Genomic DNA, 21,963 nt, shown 5'->3' on the forward strand with positions numbered 1-21,963 from the left:
GGAGCGGTGAGCGACACCCACCACCTCGTCGTCGGGGCAGGGCTGGCGGGGGCCAGCACCGCCTGGCGGCTGGCGCAGCGCGGGCACGAGGTCACCCTCGTCGACCGCACCCGTCCGGCCGCCGCGGACGGCAGCTCCCACGGCTCGGCGCGCATCCTCCGCTTCGCCTACCCCGAGGCGCTCTACGCCCGCCTCGTGGTGCGCGCCCTCGACGGGTGGCGCGAGCTCGAGGCGGCAGCGGGGACGTCGCTGCTCACGCCGGCGCCCGCGCTCGACCACGGGCCCGGCCGGGACCCCCGGGCGCTGGCGCGGGTGCTGGCCGAGGTCGGGGTCGAGCACGAGGTGCTGACCGCCGCGCGGGCGCGGGCGAGGTGGCCGCAGGTCGCCGCGGACGGTGAGGTGCTCCACCAGCCGGGCGGGGCGGTGGTGGACGCCGAGGCGACGGTGCGCGCCGCGGTCGCCCAGGCCGAGGCGCACGGTGCGCGCGTGCTCACCTCCTGGCCGCTGTCCTCGCTCGAGCGCACCGGGAGCGGACCGCGCACCCGCTTCACCGCGCGGTCCGGTGACGGGCGGGCGCTGGAGGCGGCGCACGTAATCGTCGCCGCGGGGGGCTGGCTGCCCGACCTGCTGCCCGCCCTCGGGCTGCCGGCGCGGTTCCTGGCCGCGCTGCCGCCGCTGGTGGTGACGCAGGAGAGCGCCCTCCACCTGCCCTACCGGGACGCCCGCGCGCACGACGCGTGGCCGACCGTCATCCACCAGGGCACCACCGGGCCGGCGGTCTACGCGCTGCCGGGCGGGCGCGACGCGGGGTTCCGCGGCCTCAAGGTCGCCGAGCACGCCACGGGCCCGCGGATCCCCTCGGCCGCTCACCGGTCCGGCGTCGTCGACCCCGCGGGCCGCGAGCGGCTGCTCGCGCACGCGGCGCGGCACCTGCCGGGCGCGGTGCTCGAGCCGTACGCGGAGACCACGTGCCTGTACACGAGCACGCCGGCGGAGGACTTCGTCATCGACGGGGCGGACGGCGTCACCGTGGTCTCCGCGTGCTCCGGGCACGGGGCCAAGTTCGCACCGCTGCTGGGAGAGCTGGCCGCTGACGCAGCGACGGGCGCCGGCGTCGTGCCGGACAGGTTCCGGGTCAGCTGACCCGGAAGCGCTCCACCAGGCCGTCGACCACGCCGTTCCACCGCTGGTCCACCGCGCGGCGGGCGGGGTCGGCGTCGTGCCAGGCGACGATCTCCTCGGCCCCGCGCTCGAAGGGCACCACCGCGCGCCAGCCGGGGGCGAGGGCCTTCACCTTGCTGTTGTCGAAGACCATCGAGTGGGCCTTGTCGCCCAGCAGCCCGGCGCCCCACTCGGGGTCCACGGCGTTGATGGCGTCCGAGGGCACGTGGACCAGCTCGGGGTCGGCCACCCCGGCGGCGCGGGCCAGGGCCCGGGCGATCTGGTCCCAGGTCCAGGCGTCGTCGCCGGTGATGTGGAAGGCCTCCCCCAGCGCCCTCGGCTGGGCGAGCAGCGGCAGGAGCGCCCCCGCGAAGTCCGTGTGGTGGGTGAGGGTCCACAGCGACGTGCCGTCACCGGGGACGACGACGGGCTGGCCGCGCCGCATCCGCTCCACGAACGACCAGCCGCCGTCGAAGGGCACGAGCGTGCGGTCGTAGGTGTGGGACGGGCGCACCACGGTCACGGGGAAGCCCTCCTCCCGGTAGAGGGAGGTGAGGAGGTCCTCGCAGGCGATCTTGTCGCGGGAGTACTGCCAGAACGGGTTGCGCAGCGGCGTGGACTCGGTGACGGGAAGCCGCTCCGGCGGCGTCTGGTACGCCGAGGCCGAGGAGATGAACACGTACTGCCCCGTGCGGCCGCGCACGAGGTCGGTGGCGGTGCGCACGTGGTCGGGGGTGAAGGAGAGCCAGTCGACGACGGCGTCGAACTCGAGGTCCCCCAGGGCCTCGCGCGCGGCGGCGGGGTCGCGGACGTCGGCGGTGTGCCGCACGGCCCCCTCCGGCAGCGGGCGCAGGGACGTGGTGCCGCGGTTGAGCACGTGCAGCTCGTGCCCGCGCTCCACGGCGAGCGCGGACGCGGCGGAGCTGATGATGCCGGTGCCGCCGATGAAGAGGATCCGCAGGGGCGTGGCCATGCCCCTCACCCTGCCCCCGGTGGCCAGCACCCGCAGGTGGATCTCGGGAGGCCCCTGTCCGCGTCCGGGTGGCCCGCAGCTCAGTCGACCACGGCGCTGGAGTGCCGCTGCACCAACCGGCACGGCAGCTGCTCGACCCCCGTCGCCTGCCTCCGACCGTCGATGGCGGCGGACAGGCGCTCAGCCGCTCGCCGTCCGAGCGCCTCCAGCTGCATGTCGACGGTGGTCAGCGCGGGGCGCGACTCAGCGGCCAGCGCCTCCCAGTTGTCGAAGCCGACCACGGCGACGTCGCGAGGGATGCGCCGACCGGCCTCGTGGAGCGCATCCAGCACCCCGCGGGCGATCTGGTCGGATCCGGCGAAGACGGCGTCGACGTCATGGGCGCGCTGCAGGAGCAGGCGGGTGGCCCCTCTCCCCCAGCTCTCGGTCCAGTCCCCGAAGAGCACCTCGTCTCCGGCGAGCCCCAGACCGGCGTCCTCGAGCCTGGCGAGCGCACCGCGGGCGCGGTCGTGGGCGGCCCCGTACCCGGGGTCGCCCGTGATGTGCGCGACGCGCGAGCGCCCCAGCGACAGGAGGTGGTCGACAGCCTGCGCCCCACCAGCGGTGTTGTCGCAGACGAGGGAGAGGTCCCGGGGGTCTTCCGAGGGGGAGTACGCGTAGACCACCGGCACGGGCAGGTCTCGTCCGATCGACGGGCGGGAGTCGGGTCTCGCGCCCACCACGATGAGCCCGTCCACCTGGCGCGAGAGGAGGGCGCGCAGGTGGTGCTGCTCCCTGATGGCGTCACCGCGCGCGTCGCACAGGAAGACCGACGTCGAGCTCGCTCCGAGCGCGTCCTCGGCGCCCATGAGGATCGGCAGGGAGAACCGGCCCTCCAGGTCCGAGGTCAGCAGGCCGACCGTTCCGGTCCGGCCCTCCGACAGGCTGCGGGCCACCGCGTTGGGCGAGAAGGACAGCCGCTCGGCGGCGGCGAGCACCCGCGCGCGCGTGGCGGGGCTCACGTCAGGGCGGTCGTTCAGCGCCTTGGAGGCGGTGGCGGTGGAGACCTCGGCCAGTCGCGCCACGTCCCGCAGCGTCGCCGGACGGGGAACGGCCCGGCCTGGAGAGCCCTCGTCAGCCGCCGCCTGCTGCTCCTGCCCCACCTGAGCCCCCACCTGTTCGCGCGAAGTCCTTGACACGCCGCGGGCTCACCAGCATGCTCTCCGAAAGCGGTTAAGTATGGTTTCGAAGAGATCGCGGCCCAACAGCGGAACGCCTGCTGAGCAGCGTACTCGGAGAACGACCGTGACGGAAACGTTCCGAAACACCTTTCGCATCGGCCGACCGCGCCGGCGTGCGACCTGCTCGAGGAGGAGCACATGAGGAACCACACGGGCCGACTGCGCGGCGCCATCGCCGCCGTGGCGGTCGCCGGCCTGGCCATCGGCCTGGCGGCCTGCGGCGGAGGGAGCGCGTCGAGCCCCGGCGCCTCCGCCAGCGTCACCAGCCCCGAGGGCACCGACGACGGCACCAAGCTCACGCTGTGGACCCGCGCCCCGCTGGAGCTCCAGGCCAAGGCCCTGGTGCAGGCCTACAACAGCACCCACAAGAACCAGGTCGACCTGACGGTCGTGCCCAACGACGACTACGTCACCAAGGTCGGTGCTGCCGCCGGCAGCGGTGGGCTGCCGGACCTGTTCGCCGCGGACATCGTGTACGTGCCCAACTGGACCTCCCAGGGCCTGTTCAAGGACATCACGGCCAACATCGACGCGCTGCCCGAGAAGGACAGCATCAACAAGGGCCACCTGAGCGCTGGCACGTACGAGGACAAGGAGTACGTGCTCCCGTTCGTGCTCGACCTGTCCGTGATGATGTGGAACAAGACCCTCTACAAGGAGGCCGGGCTCGACCCCGACAAGGGTCCGACCACCCTCGCGGAGTTCACGTCGCAGGCCGAGGCCGTGCAGAAGCTCGGCAAGGCCGACACCTACGGCACCTACTTCGGCGGCAACTGCGGTGGCTGCAACGTCTTCACCTGGTTCCCCATGGTGTGGGCCAGCGGCCAGGACGTCATGAACCCCGAGGGCACCCAGTCGAAGCTCGACGGCGAGGCCGCCCAGCAGGTCTACTCCACCTGGCACGACCTCAACGCCGCCGGCGCCATCGCCCCCGGGGCCAAGGACGAGACCGGCGCCACCTGGACGGCCGCCTTCCAGAAGGGCCAGGTCGGCGTGATGCCCTACCCGGCCACCCTGCTGTCCACCGTGGCCAAGACCGTCGACGTGGGTGTCGCCCCCATCCCCGGTGTGAACGGCGGCGGGTCGACGTTCATCGGTGGTGACGGGATCGGCATCTCCAAGGACTCCAAGGCCTCCGACCAGGCCTGGAACTTCCTGTCGTGGCTGATGTCCGAGAAGGCCCAGGTGGACGTCCTGGCCAAGAACGGCACCACGCCGTCGCGCTCGGACCTCGCGGACAACCAGTACAGCCAGGCCGACCCGCGCCTGGCGGTCATCAACAAGGTCGCCTCCGCCGCGGACAGCAAGACGCCCTACGCGCCGAACTTCCAGACCGCCTTCAACGCAGCGGGAAGCCCCTGGCTGACCCTGCTGCGCGACCAGGTCTACGGCACCCCTGACGCGTCCCGGCTGAAGAGCGAGAACGACGCCATCACCGCGGCCCTGGCCGGCTGAGCCCTCCCGGCGGTGGCTGCGCCCCCCACGCAGCCACCGCCGGGAGTCCCTGGCGCCCGGGCGGGTGCGCGCCTCCAGCCGCGCACCTGCCCCGGGCCTCCACCGCACCAGCACCTCCAGCCGAGACCACCGAGAGCGAGACCACCGTGGCAGTCAGCACCCCCGCGCCCCCGGAGGCGACGCCCCCAGCAGCGGCACGGCGGCTCCGCCGGCGCCGCCCCGCCCGAGGGCAGCTGCTCGGCTGGGCCTACGCCGCCCCCACCGCGCTGTTCGTGCTCGTCCTGTTCGTCCTGCCGACCCTGCTGGTGCTCCGGATGTCGGTCTCGGACTGGAGCCTGTTCGCCGGGGACCGCGGCGTGAACTTCCCCGGGAACTTCACCGACGCCGTCGGCGACCGCCTCTTCTGGCCGGCCGTCCGGTTCACCCTGACCTACACCGCCGTCACCACGGTGATCCTCATCGCCCTCGCCCTCGGACTGGCGGTGCTGGTGCAGGAGTCCAGCCGCTGGACCTCGGTGCTGCGCACCTCCTTCCTCCTGCCCAGCGCGCTCGGCCTGGCGTCCGCCTCGCTGCTCTTCTACGCGCTCTACTCCCCGCAGGCCTCGCCCGTCCCCGGCCTGCTGCGCCTGCTCGGCTTCGACGTCGGCACGATCTCGTTCCTGGGCACCCCCACCTCAGCGCTGGTCTCGACGGTCGTCCTCATCGTCTGGCGCTTCGCGGGCTTCTACATGCTGCTGCTGCTCGTGGGCCTGCAGGGAATCCCGAACGAGGTCTACGAGGCGGCGCGCATGGACGGTGCCCGCAGGTGGCAGATCTTCTGGCAGATCACCGTGCCGCTGCTGCGGTCGTCCCTGGCGCTGTGCACGATCCTGTGCGTCACCGGCTCGCTGCTGGCCTTCGACCAGTTCTACATCCTGACCAAGGGCGGTCCCGACAACAGCACGATCACCCTCGTGCAGCTGGTCTACAACACCGCCTTCGGCGGGAAGAACGACCTCGGCCGCGCCGCCGCCCTCTCGATCATCGTGCTCGCGGCACTCCTGGTCATCAACGTCGTGCAGTTCCGCGGGCTCCGCGGCAAGGAGGACTGACCATGACCACCACCACGCCCCCGAGCACCTCCAGCACTCCGGAGCCGACGCCGGCGCTCGTCCCCCCGGCCCTCGACACCCACGGCGGTCGCAGCGGTCGCGGCGGTCACGGCGGTCGCAGCGCGGTGACGGCCATGCCCCGGTACGTGCTGACCGGGGCGCTGGCGCTGCTCTTCCTGGCTCCCCTGCTCTGGGCGGGGGTGGCCTCGGTGAGCCCGCAGGGCGGGACCGCCCAGGCCGTGGGCTGGGGGTTCGGCAACTACGAGACCCTCGCCGGCTACCAGGCCGGGATCGTCGCCTTCCTCTGGAACTCCGCGGTCGTCTCGGCCCTGACAGTGGTCTTCACCCTCGTGGTCTCCACCCTCGGCGGCTACGCCTTCGCGTGGTTCAGCTTCCCCGGCAAGAACGCGCTCTTCCTGACCGTGCTGGCCATCCTCATGGTCCCCTACGCCACGCTCCTGCTGCCGCTGTACGTGCTGCTCAACGGGCTGGGACTGTCCAACAGCCTGCTCGGCGTGGCGCTGGTGATGACCATGTTCCAGCTGCCGTTCGCGACCTTCATGATGCGCATCTCCTTCGAGGCGGTGCCGCGCGAGCTGGTCGAGTCGGCCATGGTGGACGGCTGCACGAGCTTCGGCGCCCTGCGGCGGGTGCTCCTGCCAGCGGTCAAGCCCGGCCTGATCACCGTGGGCATGTTCGCCTTCCTCGCCGCCTGGAACGACTTCATCACCCCGCTGGTCCTCATCAGCGACACCAGCAAGCAGACCCTCCCGCTGGCGGTGGCCAGCCTGCGCAGCCAGGTCATGGGCGTCGTGGACTACGGCGCCACCGAGGCCGGGGTCGTCGTCCTCGCCCTGCCCTGCGTGCTGGTCTTCCTGGTGCTGCAGCGCCACTACGTCGCCGGCTTCCTGTCCGGCGCCCTCAAGGGCTGAGCGCCCCTCCCCCACCAGCACCTCGAACCCACCCTCGAAGGGGCGACCCATGACCTCCACGCTGCCGCCGCGCACCGACGCGCCCGAGACGGCCCACCCGCTCACCACCGCCGCCGCTGCCTCGACAGCGGTCTCCACGCCGCTGCCGCTGCGCGACGTCGTCGTCGACGACGCCTTCTGGAGCCCCAGGATCGACCAGGTGCGCCTGCGCACCATCCCGGTCCAGCGCGCCCAGCTCGAGCGCGTCGGGCACCTGCGCGCCCTGGCGGGTGCCCCCGCCCCTGAGGACGGGGTGCCCCACGTCTTCTGGGACAGCGACGTCGCCAAGTGGATCGAGGCGGCCAGCAACAGCCTGGCCACCCACCCGGACCCCGCCCTGGACGCGGACGTCGACGCCGTCATCGAGCTGCTCGCCGCGGCCCAGCAGCCCGACGGCTACCTCAACACCCACTTCACCACCGTCGCCCCCGAGCAGCGCTACACCGACCTGCGCGACGCCCACGAGCTGTACTGCGCCGGCCACCTCATCGAGGCGGGCGTGGCCCACCACGCCGCCACCGGCAAGACCTCGCTGCTCGACGTCGTCGTCCGCCTGGCCGACCACATCGGCACGGTCTTCGGGCGGGGTCCGGGCCAGCTGCGCGGTTACGACGGTCACGAGGAGGTCGAGCTCGCCCTGGTGAAGCTCGCGAGGGCGACCGGTGAGCGGCGCCACCTCGAGCTGGCCAGCTACTTCGTGGAGGAGCGCGGCCAGGAGCCGTACTTCTTCGACGCCGAGGCCGAGCGGCGGGGCACCCCCGGGTGGTTCGGGGAGCACTTCGCCGGGCTCGACCACCCGGGCCGCACCCGCGAGTACCTGCAGGCGCACGCCCCCGTGCGCGAGCAGCACGAGGCCGTCGGCCACTCGGTGAGGGCCATGTACCTCTACTCCGCGATGGCCGACCTCGCGCTGGAGGACGCGGACGACTCCCTCCTGCAGGCGTGCCAGCGGCTCTGGTGCCACCTGCTGTCCACCCGCACCTACGTCACCGGCGGCATCGGCAGCACCGTGGTCAACGAGGGCTTCACCCGTGACTACGACCTGCCCACCGAGACCGCGTACGCCGAGACGTGCGCGGCCATCGGGCTGGTGATGTGGGCCCAGCGGATGCTCCGCATCGACAGGGACCGCCGCTACGGCGACGTCATGGAGCTGGCCCTCCACAACGCCGTGCTGGCGGGGATCTCCGAGGACGGCGAGCGCTTCTTCTACGACAACGTCCTGGCCAGCCGTGGCGGCGTCGAGCGCCACGAGTGGTTCGAGGTGGCGTGCTGCCCGCCGAACATCGCCCGGCTGCTGACCTCGCTGGGCACCTACGCCTTCGCCCAGGCGCCCGACGAGCTGCTCGTCCACCTGCACCTGGGTGGGTCGGTGGTGTTCGAGACGTCGGCCGGCCAGGCGGCCGTGGACGTCACGACCACTGCGCCGTGGGGCGGCCGCACCACGCTGGTCGTCACGCAGGCCACCGGCGCCCCGTTCACCCTCTCGGTGAGGGTGCCCGCCTGGGCCTCCTCCACCGCGGTGACCGTGGACGGTGCACCCCTGGAGGCCGCGGAGCACGTGGGAGAGGACGGCTACCTCAGCGTCACCCGCACCTGGCGCGTCGGTGACGAGCTCGACCTCCAGCTGGGCGTGCAGACGCGCCGGCTCTGGGCCGACCCCCGCGTCACCTCCGAGGCCGGGCACGTGGTCCTCACCCGCGGGCCGTTCGTGTACGCCGCCGAGGAGGCCGACAACCGCGCCCCGCTCGTCGACCTGCGCGTGGGCCGGCGCGCCGAGCCGCGGCCGGTGGAGGTGCCGGGCCTGCCCGGCGTGGTGGGCCTGCAGATGCGCGGGGAGCGCGTGGTGCGCGAGGGCTCGGGCCTGTACCAGGACGAGCCGCCGCACCGGGTCCCCACCGACCTCACGCTCGTCCCCTACTACGCCTGGGCCAACCGCGGCCCGGGGGAGATGCGCGTCTGGCTGGGAGACGCCGAGCGCTGACCCGGCCCCTCGAGCCAGACTCCCCGAGCCCCTGCACCTCCGCTTCCCCTTCCCTGCCGTTCGATGACGAACACGGAGCGACGTCGATGACGCACGACAACCCCGCCTTCCAGCTCAGTCGCCGTCAGCTGCTGGGAGCCGCCGCCACCGGCGTCCTGGCCGGCGCCGTGGGCCAGGTCTGCGTCCCCGCCGCCCGGGCCGCAGGCGGAGTCGAAGGTGCGCACCACGTACGCCTTCCCCCTCAAGACCCGGGTGAGCGTGCAGCTGTCCCTGTCACCCAACGCCGACGGCACCACCACGGCCGTCCTGGAGGCCGACGGCGAGGAGGTCGGTCGCGACTCGTCCGTGCGCACAGCCCCGTCAGACCTGGGCCGCACGACGTCGAACTACCGGGGACGGTCGCAGTTCCCCGACCCCGGGCTGGTCGGTTCCCGGGACTCCTTCGAGATCCGCGGCACAGCCTGACCCCGACCGCTCCGGCTCCTGCTGCCACCTGCCGACGGGAGCCGGAAGCAGGGCCTGGGGCGGTGAGCGGTTCCCGTTAGTCGCCGCGCGCCCCTGCGGCCGCAGGCCGCGAGGCTCCTCGGGCGGCCGTGCGCACCGCCTCCTCGTACGGGTAGCCCCGGACCAGCAGCACGCTCTCCGTGGTGGCTCGCTGGGTCTCCTCCAGGGGTTCCCCGTCCAGGACCATCTGCATCCCGCAGACCATGAGGGCCAGCGACATCCTGGCCGTCTGGTGGGGGCCGAACGGCAGGGTGCGGCCCTGGGCGGCAGCCCGCTCGCACCACTCGACCATCCTGGCCAGGGCGAAGTCGTGCATCATCCCTCCGGGCTGCATCGCGCGGAGGCACAGCGCCCCCAGGACCGGGTCGCGCGCGACGAGCTGCAGGGCCGCGGGCACCCCCGACGCCGTGCTCGTCTCGATGTCGGTGGGGCGCCAGTCCTCGAACGACGGGGCCCTCAGCGCCTCGGTGATGAGCAGGTGGTGGACGGCGGCCACCACGTCCGCCTTGTTGCTGAAGTAGGTGTAGAAGGTGCCGTTCGAGACGTCGGCCGCCTTGGTGATGTCGACGATCGACGTGGCGTCGACCCCCTTGTCCGCGAAGAGCTGAGCAGCAGCGAGCAGCAGGACCCGGCGCGTCCGCTCCCCCTTGGTCTCCCGCCCCGGCGCTGCGCTTCCGCCCGGTGGCTGCGACGGACGGAGCTCGGTGGACTGCACCACCGGACGCTAGCAAGCGGAGCCCCGCACCAGCGCCGCTCGTTCCCGCTCGGCGGCGCGACGACGGGCGCCGGACCTCCTGGCCGCGTCACGCGGGTGTCTGCTGGATCTCGACCCAAAACTGAGGCTAGTCTCAACTCGCACCGAGCGCGGCGGGAGCACCTGCCAGGTCCCCCCACTGGCACCCGCCCTCCTCGCCGTCAGCTGCCGGATCGTCGCGGCGGTCGACGGCTTTGCGGACCGCCGCCGGGCGGAGGGGTTCCCCCAGCCTCCTCGCCCGGCGGCTCCCCCTGGTACCCAGCCCACAGCGTGCGCCGTCCACGTGAAGAGGAGACCTCAGCGTGCAGACCTCCCAGGTGCTGCCTCGTCCGCTGCCCCGCACCGAGCCGGCCCGTCCGGGTGAGGAAGCACGGGCACCGTCCGGCGGCGCGCCGGAGAGGGGCGCCCCCGCGGCGACCAGGAGCTGGCGTGGCTGAGCCCCAGCCCCTGCGGCTGGGCGTCCCACGGCCGGCAGGCCCGCACCCCCCGCACCAGAGCACCTCGGCGGGGCCGGCCCCCAGCCGGCCCGGAACGGTCCAGGTCGAGCTGGCTGAGGAGTCGACGCACCCCCACGCCTTCGCCTGGTCCTGGGTGGCCGCGATGGCGTGCGACGACCACGACCTCACCGAGCTGGTGGACCGGCTCCCCACCGGCCTCGACCTGCTCCCCGGTGCTGTGATCGCGCTGGCGGACGAGCTCGCGGGCCCCTCGGCCGCCACCCGTGGCCCCGCGCACGCCGCACTCCTGGCGAAGCTGGACCCGCAGCGCCAGGGCTGCCAGGACCTGGCGACGCTCATCGCCACGGCCCCCGACGCGGACCCCGTCGTGCTGCGAGCTGCGCTCGCCCTCCTCGCCGGGGCCGGTCACCCCACCCGCGCCGTGCTGTTCAAGGCCGCGCGAGACGCCCTGCGGCGAGACCCCCGCCACACCGCGTACGCCCTGGCGGTGGTGGGCAGCCTGCGCCCGGTGCTCACGCACGAGGAGGCTGCGCTGGTGGAGCCGTCCGCCACCCCGGAGCAGCCCGCTGAGCCCGCGGCCCGTGGCACCCGCGGCCGCGCGTCAGAGGGGAGCCCGGGCGGACCTCCTCGGCGCAGCCGCATCGCCGATCTCTGGCGCTCCGCGCGCGGGGTCCCCCACCGCTGAGCCACCGCCCTGACGGGACGGCGCTCCCCGGCCACGGGGTGACCGGGGAGCGCGTGGGCAGACCGCGCGCCGCTCGAGACGTCGCGGTCGGTCGTGGGCCCGGTCAGAGGGCGTCCGGCGACGCTCCCCCACCCGGCCGGCTCTCCCGCCCGGGCGCCCGTCGACCCGCGGCGAGGTCGAGGAGCGCCGTGAAGCCCTCCGCCCGCCAGGCGGTGCGCCCCACGAACAGCCCGTCCACCCCGGGCACCTCCAGCACACCCGGTGCGCCCTCCACGGTCACCGACCCCCCGTAGAGCACGGGGTTGCGCGCGGGGCCTCCCCCGGTGTCGCGCACGAGGCCGGCCAGCGCCTCCACCACGGGTGCGACCTCCTCCGGGTGCGCCTCGCGGCCTCGCTCGCCGATGGCCCACACCGGCTCGTAGGCGAGCACGCACCGCTGGTCCCCCGCGGGGCCGAGCGCCGCCCTGGCCTGGGCGAGGACGACGTCGACCGAGCGGCCGGCGTCGCGCTGCTGCGCGGTCTCGCCCACGCACACCAGCGGCAGCAGGCCGTGCCGCAGCACCGCGGCCACCTTCAGCGCCACCCGCTCGTCCGTCTCGGCGAAGTGCTCGCGCCGCTCGGAGTGCCCCAGCTCCACCAGCTGCGCGCCGGCGTCGGCCAGCTGCGGCACCGACAGCTCACCGGTCCACGCGCCGGAGTCCTCCCAGTGCGCGTCCTGCGCGCCCACCAGCACCCGGCGCGCCCCGGGATCGTCCAGTGCCTCGACCACCTGGCTGATCGCGGTGGCCGGGGGCACCACGAAGGGCTGCACGCCGGCCCAGGCCGCGTCCCCGCCCCGTGCGGCGGCGGCGTCCACGAGCGCGCGGGCCCAGGCCACCCCCTCGGCGCGGGTCTTGGTCATCTTCCAGCTGGTACCCACCCAGCGCTGCGCAGCGTCCACGGTGCCGATCCTGTCGGCACCGGCCACCGGGCACGCCGCCAGGTCCTCCCGCGCCCTCCTCCACCGCCGCCGGGGCGGTGGCCGCGCAACCCCGCCCTCGGACGACCACGCGCCTGCGCGCCACGACCCGCGCTGCGGCGGACGCGGCGCGCAGGCGCGGTGCCGTCAGGGGGTGCGGACCCGGACGACCGCGCCGACCAGGGCGTCCACCACCAGGAACGCCAGCAGGCTCACCCCCAGCACCGGCATCGCCCACCCGACCGCCGCGGTGAGGAGGACCACGACGACGAGCGCCGGCAGCGGCAGCCACCGGTGCGCTCCGCGCTGCGCCGGTCGGCCGACGCCCCAGCGGGTGGACCTGTCGGGCCGGCGCTGCCACCACATGCGGTAACCCCAGACGGTGCTGGCCACGATGCCGGCGGCGAGGGCCAGCAGCACCAGCTGGTTGGCGAGGCCGAAGAGGCTCCCGGAGTGCGCGTCGATGCCCCAGCGGGCCATCTTGGCCATGAACGGGTAGTCGGAGAACCTCACCACGTCCACCACCTGGGCGCTGGGCGCGCCGCCGACCACCAGGGGCTCCCCGACGCTGACCGCGGCGCTGTCGACCTGCTCGGGCCAGCTGCGGTCCACCTCGTCGACCCTCCAGGTCGAGCTCGCGTCAGCGGGCAGGCGCACCTCGACCTTCCCCGCCTGCAGCCCGGCCGCGCGGGCGGCGCCCAGGACGGCGCTGACGTCCGCGGGCAGGTCGGCGGTCTGCGCGGCCGGTGCACCGGTCGCCGTCCCCGTCGTCGTCCCCGTCCCCGTCCCCGTCGATGTCGACCCATGACCCTCGTGCCCGGCGGCGGCAGTCCCCGCGGTCCCGGGCAGGGCGGTGTCCACGGAGGGGGTCTCCCACGCCAGGGCCGAGCGCAGCGCGGTCACCCGCTCACCGGTGTGCGCCGACCAGGTGAGGCCGGTGGCGGACAGGCCCAGCAGCCCGAGGAGCATCCACGTGCCGGTGACGCCGTGCAGCGCCCGGGTGCGGGCCCGTCCGGTGGCGGCCCCCTCCAGCAGCAGGGTGCGGCGCAGGCGGTGGGCCTTGACGCGCCGGGTGGTCCACAGCGCCAGGCCGGTGACGGCCAGCACCGCCAGCCAGGAGGCGGCCAGCTCGCTGTAGAGGCGCCCCGGCTCACCGAGGTGGAGGTTGCGGTGCAGACCGCTGACCCAGGCGCGCAGCGGCAGGGAGCCGCTGGTGCCGTAGACGGGCAGCTGCCCGAGCACCTGCCCGGTGCCCGGGTCCACGAAGACGGCCAGCCGGGTGGACTCCCCCAGCGAGGGGTCGTCGAAGAGCACGCGGGTGGTGTCCGACGGCGTCGGCGCTGGGCGCACGGCGAGCAGGGCCGCCTCGGCCCCTGCCCCGCGCGCCGCGAGCGCGGCGCTGACCTGCGCGTCGAGCGAGACGGCCGTGGCGGCGGGCCGCACGTGCAGCACGCGGTCGTACACGACCTGCTCCACCTGCGGGGCCACCGCGTACAGGCCTCCCGTGGTGGCGGCCACGAGGATGAACGGAGCCACGAGCACACCGGCGAAGAAGTGCAGCCGCAGCACGAGCGGCCGCAGCCTCGACCACGGCGAGGGCGACGACGACGTCGACGACGCGAGCGGCGGCCGGGTCTCGGGACCGGCAGCGGCGGCGCGGGGCGTCGGCAGGCGCGGCGCGCCGGCGCGCGGGACGAGGTCGGCGGGGTCGGGGGGCGGGGTCAGGTCAGGAGCGGTCACGGGGTCCTCCGGGCGTGCGGCGACCAGCGGCGGCGCGCAGCGGCCAGCGCGTGGCGGCGGGCGTCGTCGTCGTGGTGAGCGGGGTCTGCAGGGGGCGGAGCACGCCGACGGGGACCGCGGTCCCCGGGAGGGGGTCTCGGTCAGGCCGGCGCGAGCAGGCGCCGGGGCGGCCCGCGGCGGGTGAGGCCGCGGCTCAGCGCCGGCTGGTGGGACGCCGTGCCGGGGGCCACGGGGACGGGGGCGCCGGGCCGGGAGGGCACCAGGGGGACCCGCGCGACCAGGAGCAGCACGAGCGGCGCGAGCCACGCGCCCAGCAGCCACAGGGACCTGTCGGCACTGGCGAGGACGACGGCGGTGAGCGCCGTCGCCACCACGTGCGCCACCAGCATGGGCGCTGCGTCGAGCGCGGAGCCCGTCGAGGGCCCCATCGACGCCATCGACGCCATCGACCACGCCGTCTCCGCCCCCGCGGCCGGGACCCGCAGGGACAGGTCGGCGGCCAGCTCGGGGGTTGCCGCGGGTGCCGCGGCGCGGACGCCGCCGTGGACGTGCGCGGCCGCCGAGGCCAGCGACCCCCCGGGCGCTGCGGCGGCCCCCGGGGCCAGCAGCCCGAAGGCCGTGTGGAGCGCCAGCTGGGCCGCGCCCAGCAGCCCCAGGGCGCCCAGCCGGGTGAGCCGCAGCGCCGTCGCGGCGTGCGCGGCGAACACCGCGGCCACCACCACGCCGGCCAGGAGCAGCGGGGGCGGCAGCTGTCCGCCCCCGAGCAGGTGGGCCCCCGCGGCGATGCCGACGGCGGTCACGGCCAGCGCGAGGGCGCGGGCGGCGCGCAGCGCGCCTGCTCGCGGGTCCAGCACACCGGCACGCTAGCCGAGCGGCCCGCGGCAGTGGTCGGACTCGGCGCGGCCGGTCACCCCGCGCTCGGGCGACCTCCGTCCGGAGGACGCGCGCGGCCTCCGTCCGGGGCCCCAGGGTGTGAACGCTCCCACGGATCGGGCAGGCTGTGCCCGTGGCGACGCGGTCATCGACGGAGATCACTGAGGGACGGGCGGTGCTCGGCATCGAGCTCGGCTCGACGCGCATCAAGGCGGTCCTCATCGGACCCGACCACCGGGTGCTGGCCACCGGCGGCCACACCTGGGAGAACCAGCTGGTGGACCGGCTGTGGACGTACTCCCTGGAGGACGTGCGCGCCGGCCTGCAGGACGCCTTCGGCCAGGTCGCCGCCGCGGTGCGCGAGGAGCACGGCGTGGTGCTGGAGCGCCTGGCCGGGCTCGGGGTCTCCGCGATGATGCACGGCTACCTCGCACTGGACGCCGACGACGAGCTGCTGGTGCCGTTCCGCACCTGGCGCAACACCAACACCGGCGAGGCCGTGGAGCAGCTGTCCGCAGCGCTCGACTTCAACGTGCCGCACCGGTGGTCCATCGCCCACCTGCACCAGGCCGTGCTGGACGGCGAGGAGCACCTGCCGCGCCTGGCGACGGCCACCACGCTGGCCGGGTACGTGCACCACGCGCTCACCGGCGAGCACGTCCTCGGCGTCGGTGACGCCAGCGGCGTCTTCCCCATCGACAGCGCCACGGGCACCTACGACGCCGACCGCCTGGCCACCGCCCAGCGGGTCCTCGCGGAGGCCGGGTTCGCCGGTCAGCTGGCCGACGTGCTGCCGCGCGTGGCCAGCGCCGGTGAGGTGGCCGGCCACCTCACCGAGGCCGGGGCGCGCCTGCTGGACCCCAGCGGTGCCCTGCAGCCCGGCGCACCGCTGTGCCCGCCGGAGGGTGACGCCGGCACCGGCATGGTGGCCACCGGCTCGGTGGCCCCGCGCACCGGCAACGTCAGCGCCGGCACGTCGATCTTCGCGATGGTGGTGCTGGAGGGCCCGCTGTCGCAGGTCCACCGCGAGCTGGACCTGGTCACCACGCCGGCGGGCGACCCGGTGGCGATGGTGCACTGCAACAACGGCGCGTCCGAGCTCAACGCCTGGGCGGGCCTGTTCAAGCAGTTCGCGGCAGCCGCCGGCACCCCGCTGGACGACACGACGGTCTTCCGCACCCTCTTCGAGGCCTCGCTGGAGGGCGCCGCGGACGGCGGCGGGATGCTCGCCTACAACTACCTCTCCGGTGAGCCGATCACCGAGCTCGAGGAGGGCCGGCCGCTCTTCCTGCGCACCCCGGGCAGCCCCTTCGACCTGTCCACCTTCATGCGCACGCAGATCTACGCGGCCTTCGCCACGCTGCGGATCGGCATGGACGTGCTGACCGCCGAGGGCGTCCGGCTGGACCGGATGTTCGCCCACGGCGGCGTCTTCGGGACCAAGGGCGTCGCGCAGCGCCACCTCGCCGCAGCCATCGACACCCCGGTGTCGGTGGGGGACGTCGCCGCCGAGGGCGGGGCCTGGGGCATCGCCGTGCTCGCCGCCTACACGGCCGCGGCCGACGCCGGTGACCGGCGGTCGCTGGCCGGCTACCTCGACGAGGCCGTCTTCGCCGACGCCGCGCTCGAGACCCTCGACCCCGACGACGGCGACGTCGCCGGCTTCGACGCGTACCTGCGGCGCTACGTGGCGGCCCTGCCGGTGGAGCGGGCGGCGGTCGAGCACTCCTGAGGCCGGCGGGTCCCCGTCCGGTGTCTGCCGGACGGGGACCTGCGCCCCGGCCCCGCGCGTGCCGATGACACGGGAGTGGTGGGGGTCACGACGCTGGTGCGCCGCTGGAGCGCCGGGTTCGACTGGCGCACGGGCCTGCTCGCGGTGCTCTTCGGCGCCGGGGTGGTCGAGGTGCTCATCGGCGCGCAGCTGAGCCGGGCCGGCGTGCTGGACGTGGCCACGTCCACGATGCTCGCCGTCGCGGCCGTCTGGGCCGCTCTGCTCAGCTGGTGCCTGCTGCGCCGCCACCTCGCCGAGGGCGAGGCCCTGGTGCAGCTGTGCGCGGTGGCCGCGCTGCTGGTGCTGGAGTCGGTGCTCGTGCCGGACACCACCTGGCAGTGGGTGTGCGCCACCGTGCTCTTCGTGGTGCCGGTGGCGGGGGTCATGTTCCTGCGGCGGTCGCTGCTCGCCCTCCTCACCGCCGGCGTGGTGGCGGGCCAGGTGGTCGTGGTGGTCGCCCGCCACCAGGACCCGCGGCTGGCCGCCTACGCCCTCTCCGCGGTGCTGCTGTGCTCGCTGGTCCCCGTCGTCGTCGTGTTCGTGCTCGCCACGGCCGTGCGCGGAGCGCAGGCGCGGGCGGAGCACCTGGCGCGGACCGATGCCCTCACCGGGCTGCTCAACCGCCACGGACTGGGCGAGGCCGCGGCCGCGACCGTCTCCGAGGCCGTGGCGGCGGCCGCGGAGGGGCGGGGCGGCGCCGTCCTCGGGGTCCTGGTGGCCGACGTGGACAGGTTCAAGGCCGTCAACGACACCTGGGGCCACGGCGTGGGCGACCGGGTGCTCGCGCGCACGGCGCTCGCCCTGCGCGCCGGTGTGCGCGAGCGCGACCTCGTGGTGCGCCTCGGCGGGGAGGAGTTCGCCGTGGTCGGCACCTGGCCCGATGACGCCGCGGTCGCCGCCGCCGCCGAGCGCCTGCGAGCGGCGGTCGAGCGGGTGGACGAGCCCGGCGTGCCGCGGGTGACCGTCAGCGTGGGCACGGCGGACCGACCCGCCGGCGGGTTGGCGGGCACCGCGGCCCAGACGGCCTCAGAGGTGCTGGGGTGCCTCGTCGACGAGGCCGACCAGGGTCTCTACGACGCCAAGCACGCGGGCCGCAACTGCGTGCGGCGCAGCACCCGGCCCCGGTCCCCCGAGCAGACCGCCGAGCAGACCGCCGAGCAGACCGCAGCGGCAGGGACCAGGATCGGTGCATGAGTGATGCGCGTCGTGAGCTGAAGCTCGGCTACAAGGCCTCCGCCGAGCAGTTCGACCCCGCCCAGCTGGCCGACTACGCCGTCCAGGCCGAGGAGTCCGGCCTGGACTCCGTGTGGATCTCCGACCACTTCCAGCCCTGGCGCCACGAGGGCGGGCACGCCCCCTCCGCGCTGAGCTGGCTGCCGTGGGTGGCCGCCAAGACCTCCCGGGTCGCGCTCGGCACCTCCGTGCTCACCCCCACCCTGCGCTACAACCCCGCTGTCATCGCCCAGGCCTTCGCCACCCTCGGCTGCCTGGCCCCCGGCCGGGTCATCCTCGGCGTCGGCACCGGTGAGGCCCTCAACGAGCACGCCGTCGGCTCGGCCTTCCCCGAGACCCGCGAGCGCTTCGCCCGCCTGCGCGAGGCCGTCCGCCTCATCCGCCAGCTGTGGACCGAGGACCGCGTCACCTTCGAGGGCGAGTACTACCGCCTGCACGACGCCACCGTCTACGACAAGCCCCAGACCCCGGTGCCGGTGTTCATCGCCGCCGGCGGCCCCGGGGTCACCAAGTACGCCGGGCGCGCCGGCGACGGGTACATCTGCACCTCCGGCAAGGGCATGGACCTGTACTCCCAGACGCTGCTGCCCTCGCTGCGCGAGGGGCTGGAGGCCTCCGGGCGCACCGAGGCCGACATCGAGCGGACCATCGAGGTGAAGCTCTCCTACGACCGCGACCACGGGCGGGCCCTGGAGAACACCCGCTTCTGGGCGCCGCTGTCGCTGAGCGCGGAGCAGAAGGCCCAGGTGCACGACCCGGTGGAGATGGGCCGCCTGGCCGACGAGCTGCCCATCGAGCAGGTCGCCCAGCGGTGGATCGTCTCCGACGACCCCCCCGAGGTGGCCGCCGCGGTGAAGGGCTACGTCGAGGCCGGCTTCGACCACCTGGTCTTCCACGGCCCCGGCGCCGACCAGACCCGGTTCCTGACCCAGTTCACCGAGGACGTCGTCCCGCTGCTGCGCGGCTGACCGGCCGCCGCCGTCGTCGTCGTCAGGCGATCTCGGTGAGCGCCCTGTCGACGGCGGCGACGAAGAAGTCGACGGCGGCCTCGTCGACGCACAGCGGCGGCTTGACCTTGAGCACGTTCTGGCGGTCGCTGGTGGGCTGCATGACCACGCCGAGGTCGAGGAGGCGGTCGCACAGCGCGGCCGTCTCCTCCCGGGCGGGCTCGAGGGTCACGCGGTCGCGCACCAGCTCCAGGCCCAGGTAGAGGCCCTCGCCGTGCACGGCGCCGACCAGCGGGTGGCGCTCGGCGAGGGCGGCCAGCCCTGCCTTGAGCCGCGCCCCGACCACGCGCGCGTTCTCCTGCAGCTGCTCGCCCTGCAGCACGTCGAGCACCGCCATCGCCACCGCGCAGGAGACCGGGCTGCCCCCGGTGGAGGCGAAGAAGTAGCCGGCGTCGCGGTAGCGGGCGGCGACCTCGCGGGTGGTGATGACCGCGCCGACGGGGTGGCCGTTGCCGACCGACTTGGCGACGGCGACGACGTCGGGCACCACGCCCTGCTGCTCGAAGCCCCAGAACGTCGACCCGAGGCGGCCGTAGCCGACCTGCACCTCGTCGGCGATCGCCAGGCCGCCGTGCCGGCGGACGGCGGCGTAGACGGCCTCCAGGTAGCCGGGCGGCAGCGGCATGCCCCCGGCGTTGCCGTAGAACGCCTCGGCGATGAAGCCCGCCGGCGGCGTTCCCGCGGCGGCCAGGGCGTCGATCGCGGCGACGGCGTCAGCGGCGTAGCGGCCCAGGTCGTCCCCGCGGGCGGCGCGGTAGCGGCCGCGGTAGGCGTTGGGCGCCTCCACGGTGTGCACCCACGCCGGGCGGGTCTCCAGCGCGGCGGGGTTGTCGGCCACGGACGTCGAGACGGCGTCGGAGGCGAAGGTCCACCCGTGGTAGGCCTCGCGCACCGCCACCACGTCGGGCCGGCCCGTGGCGACGGTGGCCAGGCGGATGGCCAGGTCGGTGGCCTCCGACCCGGAGTTCACCAGGAACACCGTGTCGAGGGGGTCCGGCAGCAGCGACGCGAGCCGCTCGGACAGCTCCACCACCCCGGCGTAGTGGAAGCGGGAGTTGGTGTTGAGCCGGGCCAGCTGCCGGCTGGCAGCGGCCGCGATGCGGGGGTGGGCGTGCCCGGCCACGGTGACGTTGTTGAGCATGTCGAGCAGCACCCGGCCGTCGGTGGTGGCCAGGTGGTGGCGCCAGCCGCGCTCGATGCGCGGCGCCTCGACCGCCCCGGAGTAGTAGTGCTCCTGCACCTCGGCGAGCACGCCGGCGTCGCGGCGCTCGAGCAGCTCGTGCGCGGCCTCCCGCGCCGAGGGGCGGGCCGGTCCGGCGGGCAGGGAGAGCAGCGCGGCGGGGTCTGACGTGCGCGCCAGCCAGCCGGGTGCCTCGGCGGCGGTGACCAGCAGCGGCACGGCCCCGCCACCCCCGGCACCAGCGCCGACGAGGTGCTGCACGGCGAACCGCTCCCCCGCCGCCAGCTCCGCCAGCGCGCGCCCGGCGGTCACCGCGCCGGTCTCGGACAGCAGCGCCGGGTCGGGGTCCTCCAGGGCCAGCACCAGGCGGTGCTCACCGGCGGTGAGGACCAGCCCGTCGGCGGTGCGCTCGAGGGTCCCCGCCCACGGCGCCCGCAGCACCAGCGGCCGGGCGGTCCAGACCTCCACGCCCGTGGCCACCGTGGCGGGTGCCGCCGCGGACAGCGCCGGGCTCCCGGCCAGGCGCGCCTCGCCCCAGCGGGTCACCACCGCGCGGGCGCCCTGCTCGAGGTGCGCCGCGGCCAGCTCGGCCACCAGCCCGGGACGCAGGAACGCCCCGCCGTCGAGCGCCTCGGAGTCCCACGCGAGGTCGAGCACCACCGCGCCGGCCAGGTCCGCCACCAGCTCCTCGGCGGCAGCCGGTGCGCCCGGCCCGGCAGCCGTCGTCGTCGTGGCGGTGGACGACGACGGGGCGGGCACGCCCAGCGCGTGCTGCAGCACCGCCGTGACCACGTCCACGGGGACGGCGGTGGCCTGCTCGTAGATGCGCCACTCGTTCTCCTCCAGCCGCGAGCTGGCGTAGGTGTTGGCGCCGTCCACCTCCACCTGGTGGCTGCCGCTGGTGACCAGCACCGCCGCGCGCAGCACCACCAGCGGCCACAGCGCCGCCACCTCGGCCCCCGACAGCGGGCGCACGGCGTGGTAGGCGCGCACCGCCGGCAGCACCGCGGACGGCCCGGCGTGGAGCACGCCGTCGTGATGGAGCAGGGAGGAGACGGTGATGGCCAGCTCCGCCACCGTCCACGTGCGCACGAGGTCGGAGACGTCGATGAGGCCGTCCAGCGTGCGGGCCGCCCAGGGCACGCCCCGCGCGGCGGCGGCGGCCGGGTCCTCCAGGACGAGGTTGTCGTCCGTGAGGTCCAGGTGCACCGCCTGCTGCGGCAGCTGGTCCGCCACCGCGGTGACGCGGTCCCAGGCCTCTCGCGCGGTCACCAGGACGGCGTCGCGGCGGTCGGCGGGCAGGGACGCGGCCATGAGCTCCACGGCGCGCAGGGCGTGCTGCGGGTCCCACTCGAGCACCCGCTGCAGGCCCGGGTGGTCCCACCCCTGCAAGGCCAGGTCCACGCGGGCGGCCACCTCGCCCATCCGCGCCACGAGCGAGGGGTGCAGGTGGCCGCGGTCGACGGCGGTGCCACCCGGCAGGAAGCGGATCAGGCGCGCCGTCACCTCGCCGTGGGGCGTGGGCACGCGCTGGCGCAGCGGGGTGCCGTCGCCGTCGCGCAGCACCGTGGACACGCGCAGGTCCGGGCAGCGGCGGGCGAGGAGGTCGGCGCCCTCGTCGTGCGCCTCCACCTCGAGGGCCGAGACGGACGGGTTGGTGGCCTTGAGCACGGCGACCACCCCGCTCTGGCCGGGGGACCCGCCCTCGCCGTCGTCGTGACGGGTGAGGAGGAAGTTGGCGTCCTGCTGGCTGCCCAGGGAGCGGGCGCGCACCTCCAGCCCGAAGCGCTCGCGCGCCACGGCCTGCGCCCAGGCCTCGTCCAGGGGCAGCGGGGGCACGTGGTCAGTGGTGAAGTCGAACCCGGGCACGGCGGAGGATGGCACTTCCCGCGGCCGCGGTTCAACGCGCCCCCGTCCTGGGTCCGCCGCGACGCCTGACGATCAC

General features: G+C 75.1%; 17 protein-coding genes. 10 read left to right on the forward strand and 7 right to left on the reverse strand.

Translation table 11 applies throughout. The features are described 5' to 3' along the window. The first annotated feature begins 6 nt into the window (after nt 1-6). Nucleotides 7-1,143, forward strand: coding sequence for an FAD-dependent oxidoreductase (locus H7K62_RS13340; RefSeq protein ID WP_186718965.1), 1,137 nt, complete (start codon nt 7-9; stop codon nt 1,141-1,143). On the opposite strand, the gene H7K62_RS13345 is transcribed toward H7K62_RS13340, so the two are convergent. Both H7K62_RS13345 and H7K62_RS13350 read right to left on the reverse strand, forming a co-directional pair. Then, on the reverse strand, nt 1,136-2,134 hold the full coding sequence (locus H7K62_RS13345; protein ID WP_186718966.1) for an SDR family oxidoreductase: 999 nt from the start codon (nt 2,132-2,134) through the stop codon (nt 1,136-1,138). The two genes, H7K62_RS13340 and H7K62_RS13345, sit on opposite strands and share 8 nt — an antisense overlap. 80 nt (nt 2,135-2,214) lie before the next feature. Continuing rightward, nucleotides 2,215-3,198 carry a LacI family DNA-binding transcriptional regulator gene (locus H7K62_RS13350; RefSeq protein ID WP_186718967.1) on the reverse strand — a complete coding sequence of 328 codons (984 nt, stop codon included), beginning with the start codon at nt 3,196-3,198 and terminating at the stop codon, nt 2,215-2,217. A 294-nt stretch (nt 3,199-3,492) separates the two neighbouring features. Here H7K62_RS13350 and H7K62_RS13355 point away from each other — a divergent pair, with 294 nt between their 5' ends. From H7K62_RS13355 to H7K62_RS13375, 5 genes are all read left to right on the forward strand, one after another. Then, on the forward strand, nt 3,493-4,809 hold the full coding sequence (locus H7K62_RS13355) for an ABC transporter substrate-binding protein (RefSeq protein ID WP_186718968.1): 1,317 nt from the start codon (nt 3,493-3,495) through the stop codon (nt 4,807-4,809). A 146-nt stretch (nt 4,810-4,955) separates the two neighbouring features. Continuing rightward, nucleotides 4,956-5,900 (forward strand): carbohydrate ABC transporter permease, encoded by a 945-nt coding sequence (locus tag H7K62_RS13360; RefSeq protein ID WP_222437567.1) that lies wholly within the window; start codon nt 4,956-4,958, stop codon nt 5,898-5,900. 134 nt (nt 5,901-6,034) lie between these two features. Then, nucleotides 6,035-6,832 (forward strand): carbohydrate ABC transporter permease, encoded by a 798-nt coding sequence (locus H7K62_RS13365; RefSeq protein ID WP_370591775.1) that lies wholly within the window; start codon nt 6,035-6,037, stop codon nt 6,830-6,832. A 49-nt stretch (nt 6,833-6,881) separates the two neighbouring features. Continuing rightward, on the forward strand, nt 6,882-8,855 hold the full coding sequence (locus H7K62_RS13370) for a glycoside hydrolase family 127 protein (protein WP_186718972.1): 1,974 nt from the start codon (nt 6,882-6,884) through the stop codon (nt 8,853-8,855). A 216-nt stretch (nt 8,856-9,071) separates the two neighbouring features. Continuing rightward, nucleotides 9,072-9,320, forward strand: a complete 249-nt coding sequence (locus H7K62_RS13375) for a hypothetical protein (protein WP_186718974.1) — start codon at nt 9,072-9,074, stop codon at nt 9,318-9,320. Nucleotides 9,321-9,396: 76 nt separating this feature from the next. Here the strand turns inward: H7K62_RS13375 and H7K62_RS13380 are convergent, their stop codons facing one another. After that, nucleotides 9,397-10,074, reverse strand: coding sequence for a TetR/AcrR family transcriptional regulator (locus tag H7K62_RS13380; RefSeq protein ID WP_186718976.1), 678 nt, complete (start codon nt 10,072-10,074; stop codon nt 9,397-9,399). Between the two features lie 468 nt (nt 10,075-10,542). Here H7K62_RS13380 and H7K62_RS13385 point away from each other — a divergent pair, with 468 nt between their 5' ends. Further along, nucleotides 10,543-11,256 (forward strand): hypothetical protein, encoded by a 714-nt coding sequence (locus H7K62_RS13385; RefSeq protein WP_186718978.1) that lies wholly within the window; start codon nt 10,543-10,545, stop codon nt 11,254-11,256. 103 nt (nt 11,257-11,359) lie between these two features. Here the strand turns inward: H7K62_RS13385 and H7K62_RS13390 are convergent, their stop codons facing one another. The 3 genes from H7K62_RS13390 to H7K62_RS13400 all read right to left on the reverse strand — a co-directional run bounded on the left by H7K62_RS13390 (nt 11,360) and on the right by H7K62_RS13400 (nt 14,808). Further along, complete coding sequence (locus H7K62_RS13390; RefSeq protein WP_370591765.1) at nt 11,360-12,196, reverse strand: triose-phosphate isomerase; 837 nt, start codon at nt 12,194-12,196, stop codon at nt 11,360-11,362. 165 nt (nt 12,197-12,361) lie between these two features. Further along, a complete protein-coding gene (locus H7K62_RS13395) occupies nt 12,362-13,954 on the reverse strand; it encodes a PepSY-associated TM helix domain-containing protein (RefSeq protein WP_222437568.1) in 1,593 nt (530 codons plus the stop codon). 140 nt (nt 13,955-14,094) lie between these two features. Next, complete coding sequence (locus H7K62_RS13400; RefSeq protein WP_186718980.1) at nt 14,095-14,808, reverse strand: hypothetical protein; 714 nt, start codon at nt 14,806-14,808, stop codon at nt 14,095-14,097. 194 nt (nt 14,809-15,002) lie between these two features. Here H7K62_RS13400 and H7K62_RS23975 point away from each other — a divergent pair, with 194 nt between their 5' ends. The 3 genes from H7K62_RS23975 to fgd all read left to right on the forward strand — a co-directional run bounded on the left by H7K62_RS23975 (nt 15,003) and on the right by fgd (nt 18,799). Continuing rightward, nucleotides 15,003-16,559 (forward strand): xylulokinase, encoded by a 1,557-nt coding sequence (locus H7K62_RS23975; protein ID WP_222437569.1) that lies wholly within the window; start codon nt 15,003-15,005, stop codon nt 16,557-16,559. A 78-nt stretch (nt 16,560-16,637) separates the two neighbouring features. Continuing rightward, entirely contained in the window at nt 16,638-17,792 is a 1,155-nt protein-coding gene (locus tag H7K62_RS13410) for a GGDEF domain-containing protein (RefSeq protein WP_186718984.1), read from the forward strand. Next, nucleotides 17,789-18,799 (forward strand): glucose-6-phosphate dehydrogenase (coenzyme-F420), encoded by a 1,011-nt coding sequence (gene fgd, locus H7K62_RS13415; protein WP_186718986.1) that lies wholly within the window; start codon nt 17,789-17,791, stop codon nt 18,797-18,799. Before H7K62_RS13410 ends, fgd begins: the two co-directional genes overlap by 4 nt. Before the next feature lie 22 nt (nt 18,800-18,821). Here fgd and H7K62_RS13420 read toward each other — a convergent pair whose 3' ends face one another. Next, nucleotides 18,822-21,887, reverse strand: coding sequence for an aminotransferase (locus tag H7K62_RS13420; protein ID WP_222437570.1), 3,066 nt, complete (start codon nt 21,885-21,887; stop codon nt 18,822-18,824). Nucleotides 21,888-21,963 lie beyond the last annotated feature (76 nt).

Source organism: Quadrisphaera sp. RL12-1S, from assembly GCF_014270065.1.
Taxonomy (GTDB): domain Bacteria; phylum Actinomycetota; class Actinomycetes; order Actinomycetales; family Quadrisphaeraceae; genus Quadrisphaera.

What these genes read in the sequence shown, in the direction of transcription:
- H7K62_RS13370 (WP_186718972.1), top strand. Translation starts at nt 6,882, where the DNA reads ATGACCTCCACGCTGCCGCCGCGCACCGACGCGCCCGAGACGGCCCAC.
- fgd (WP_186718986.1), top strand. Translation starts at nt 17,789, where the DNA reads ATGAGTGATGCGCGTCGTGAGCTGAAGCTCGGCTACAAGGCCTCCGCC.
- H7K62_RS13355 (WP_186718968.1), top strand. Translation starts at nt 3,493, where the DNA reads ATGAGGAACCACACGGGCCGACTGCGCGGCGCCATCGCCGCCGTGGCG.
- H7K62_RS13345 (WP_186718966.1), bottom strand. Translation starts at nt 2,134, where the DNA reads ATGGCCACGCCCCTGCGGATCCTCTTCATCGGCGGCACCGGCATCATC.
- H7K62_RS13365 (WP_370591775.1), top strand. Translation starts at nt 6,035, where the DNA reads ATGCCCCGGTACGTGCTGACCGGGGCGCTGGCGCTGCTCTTCCTGGCT.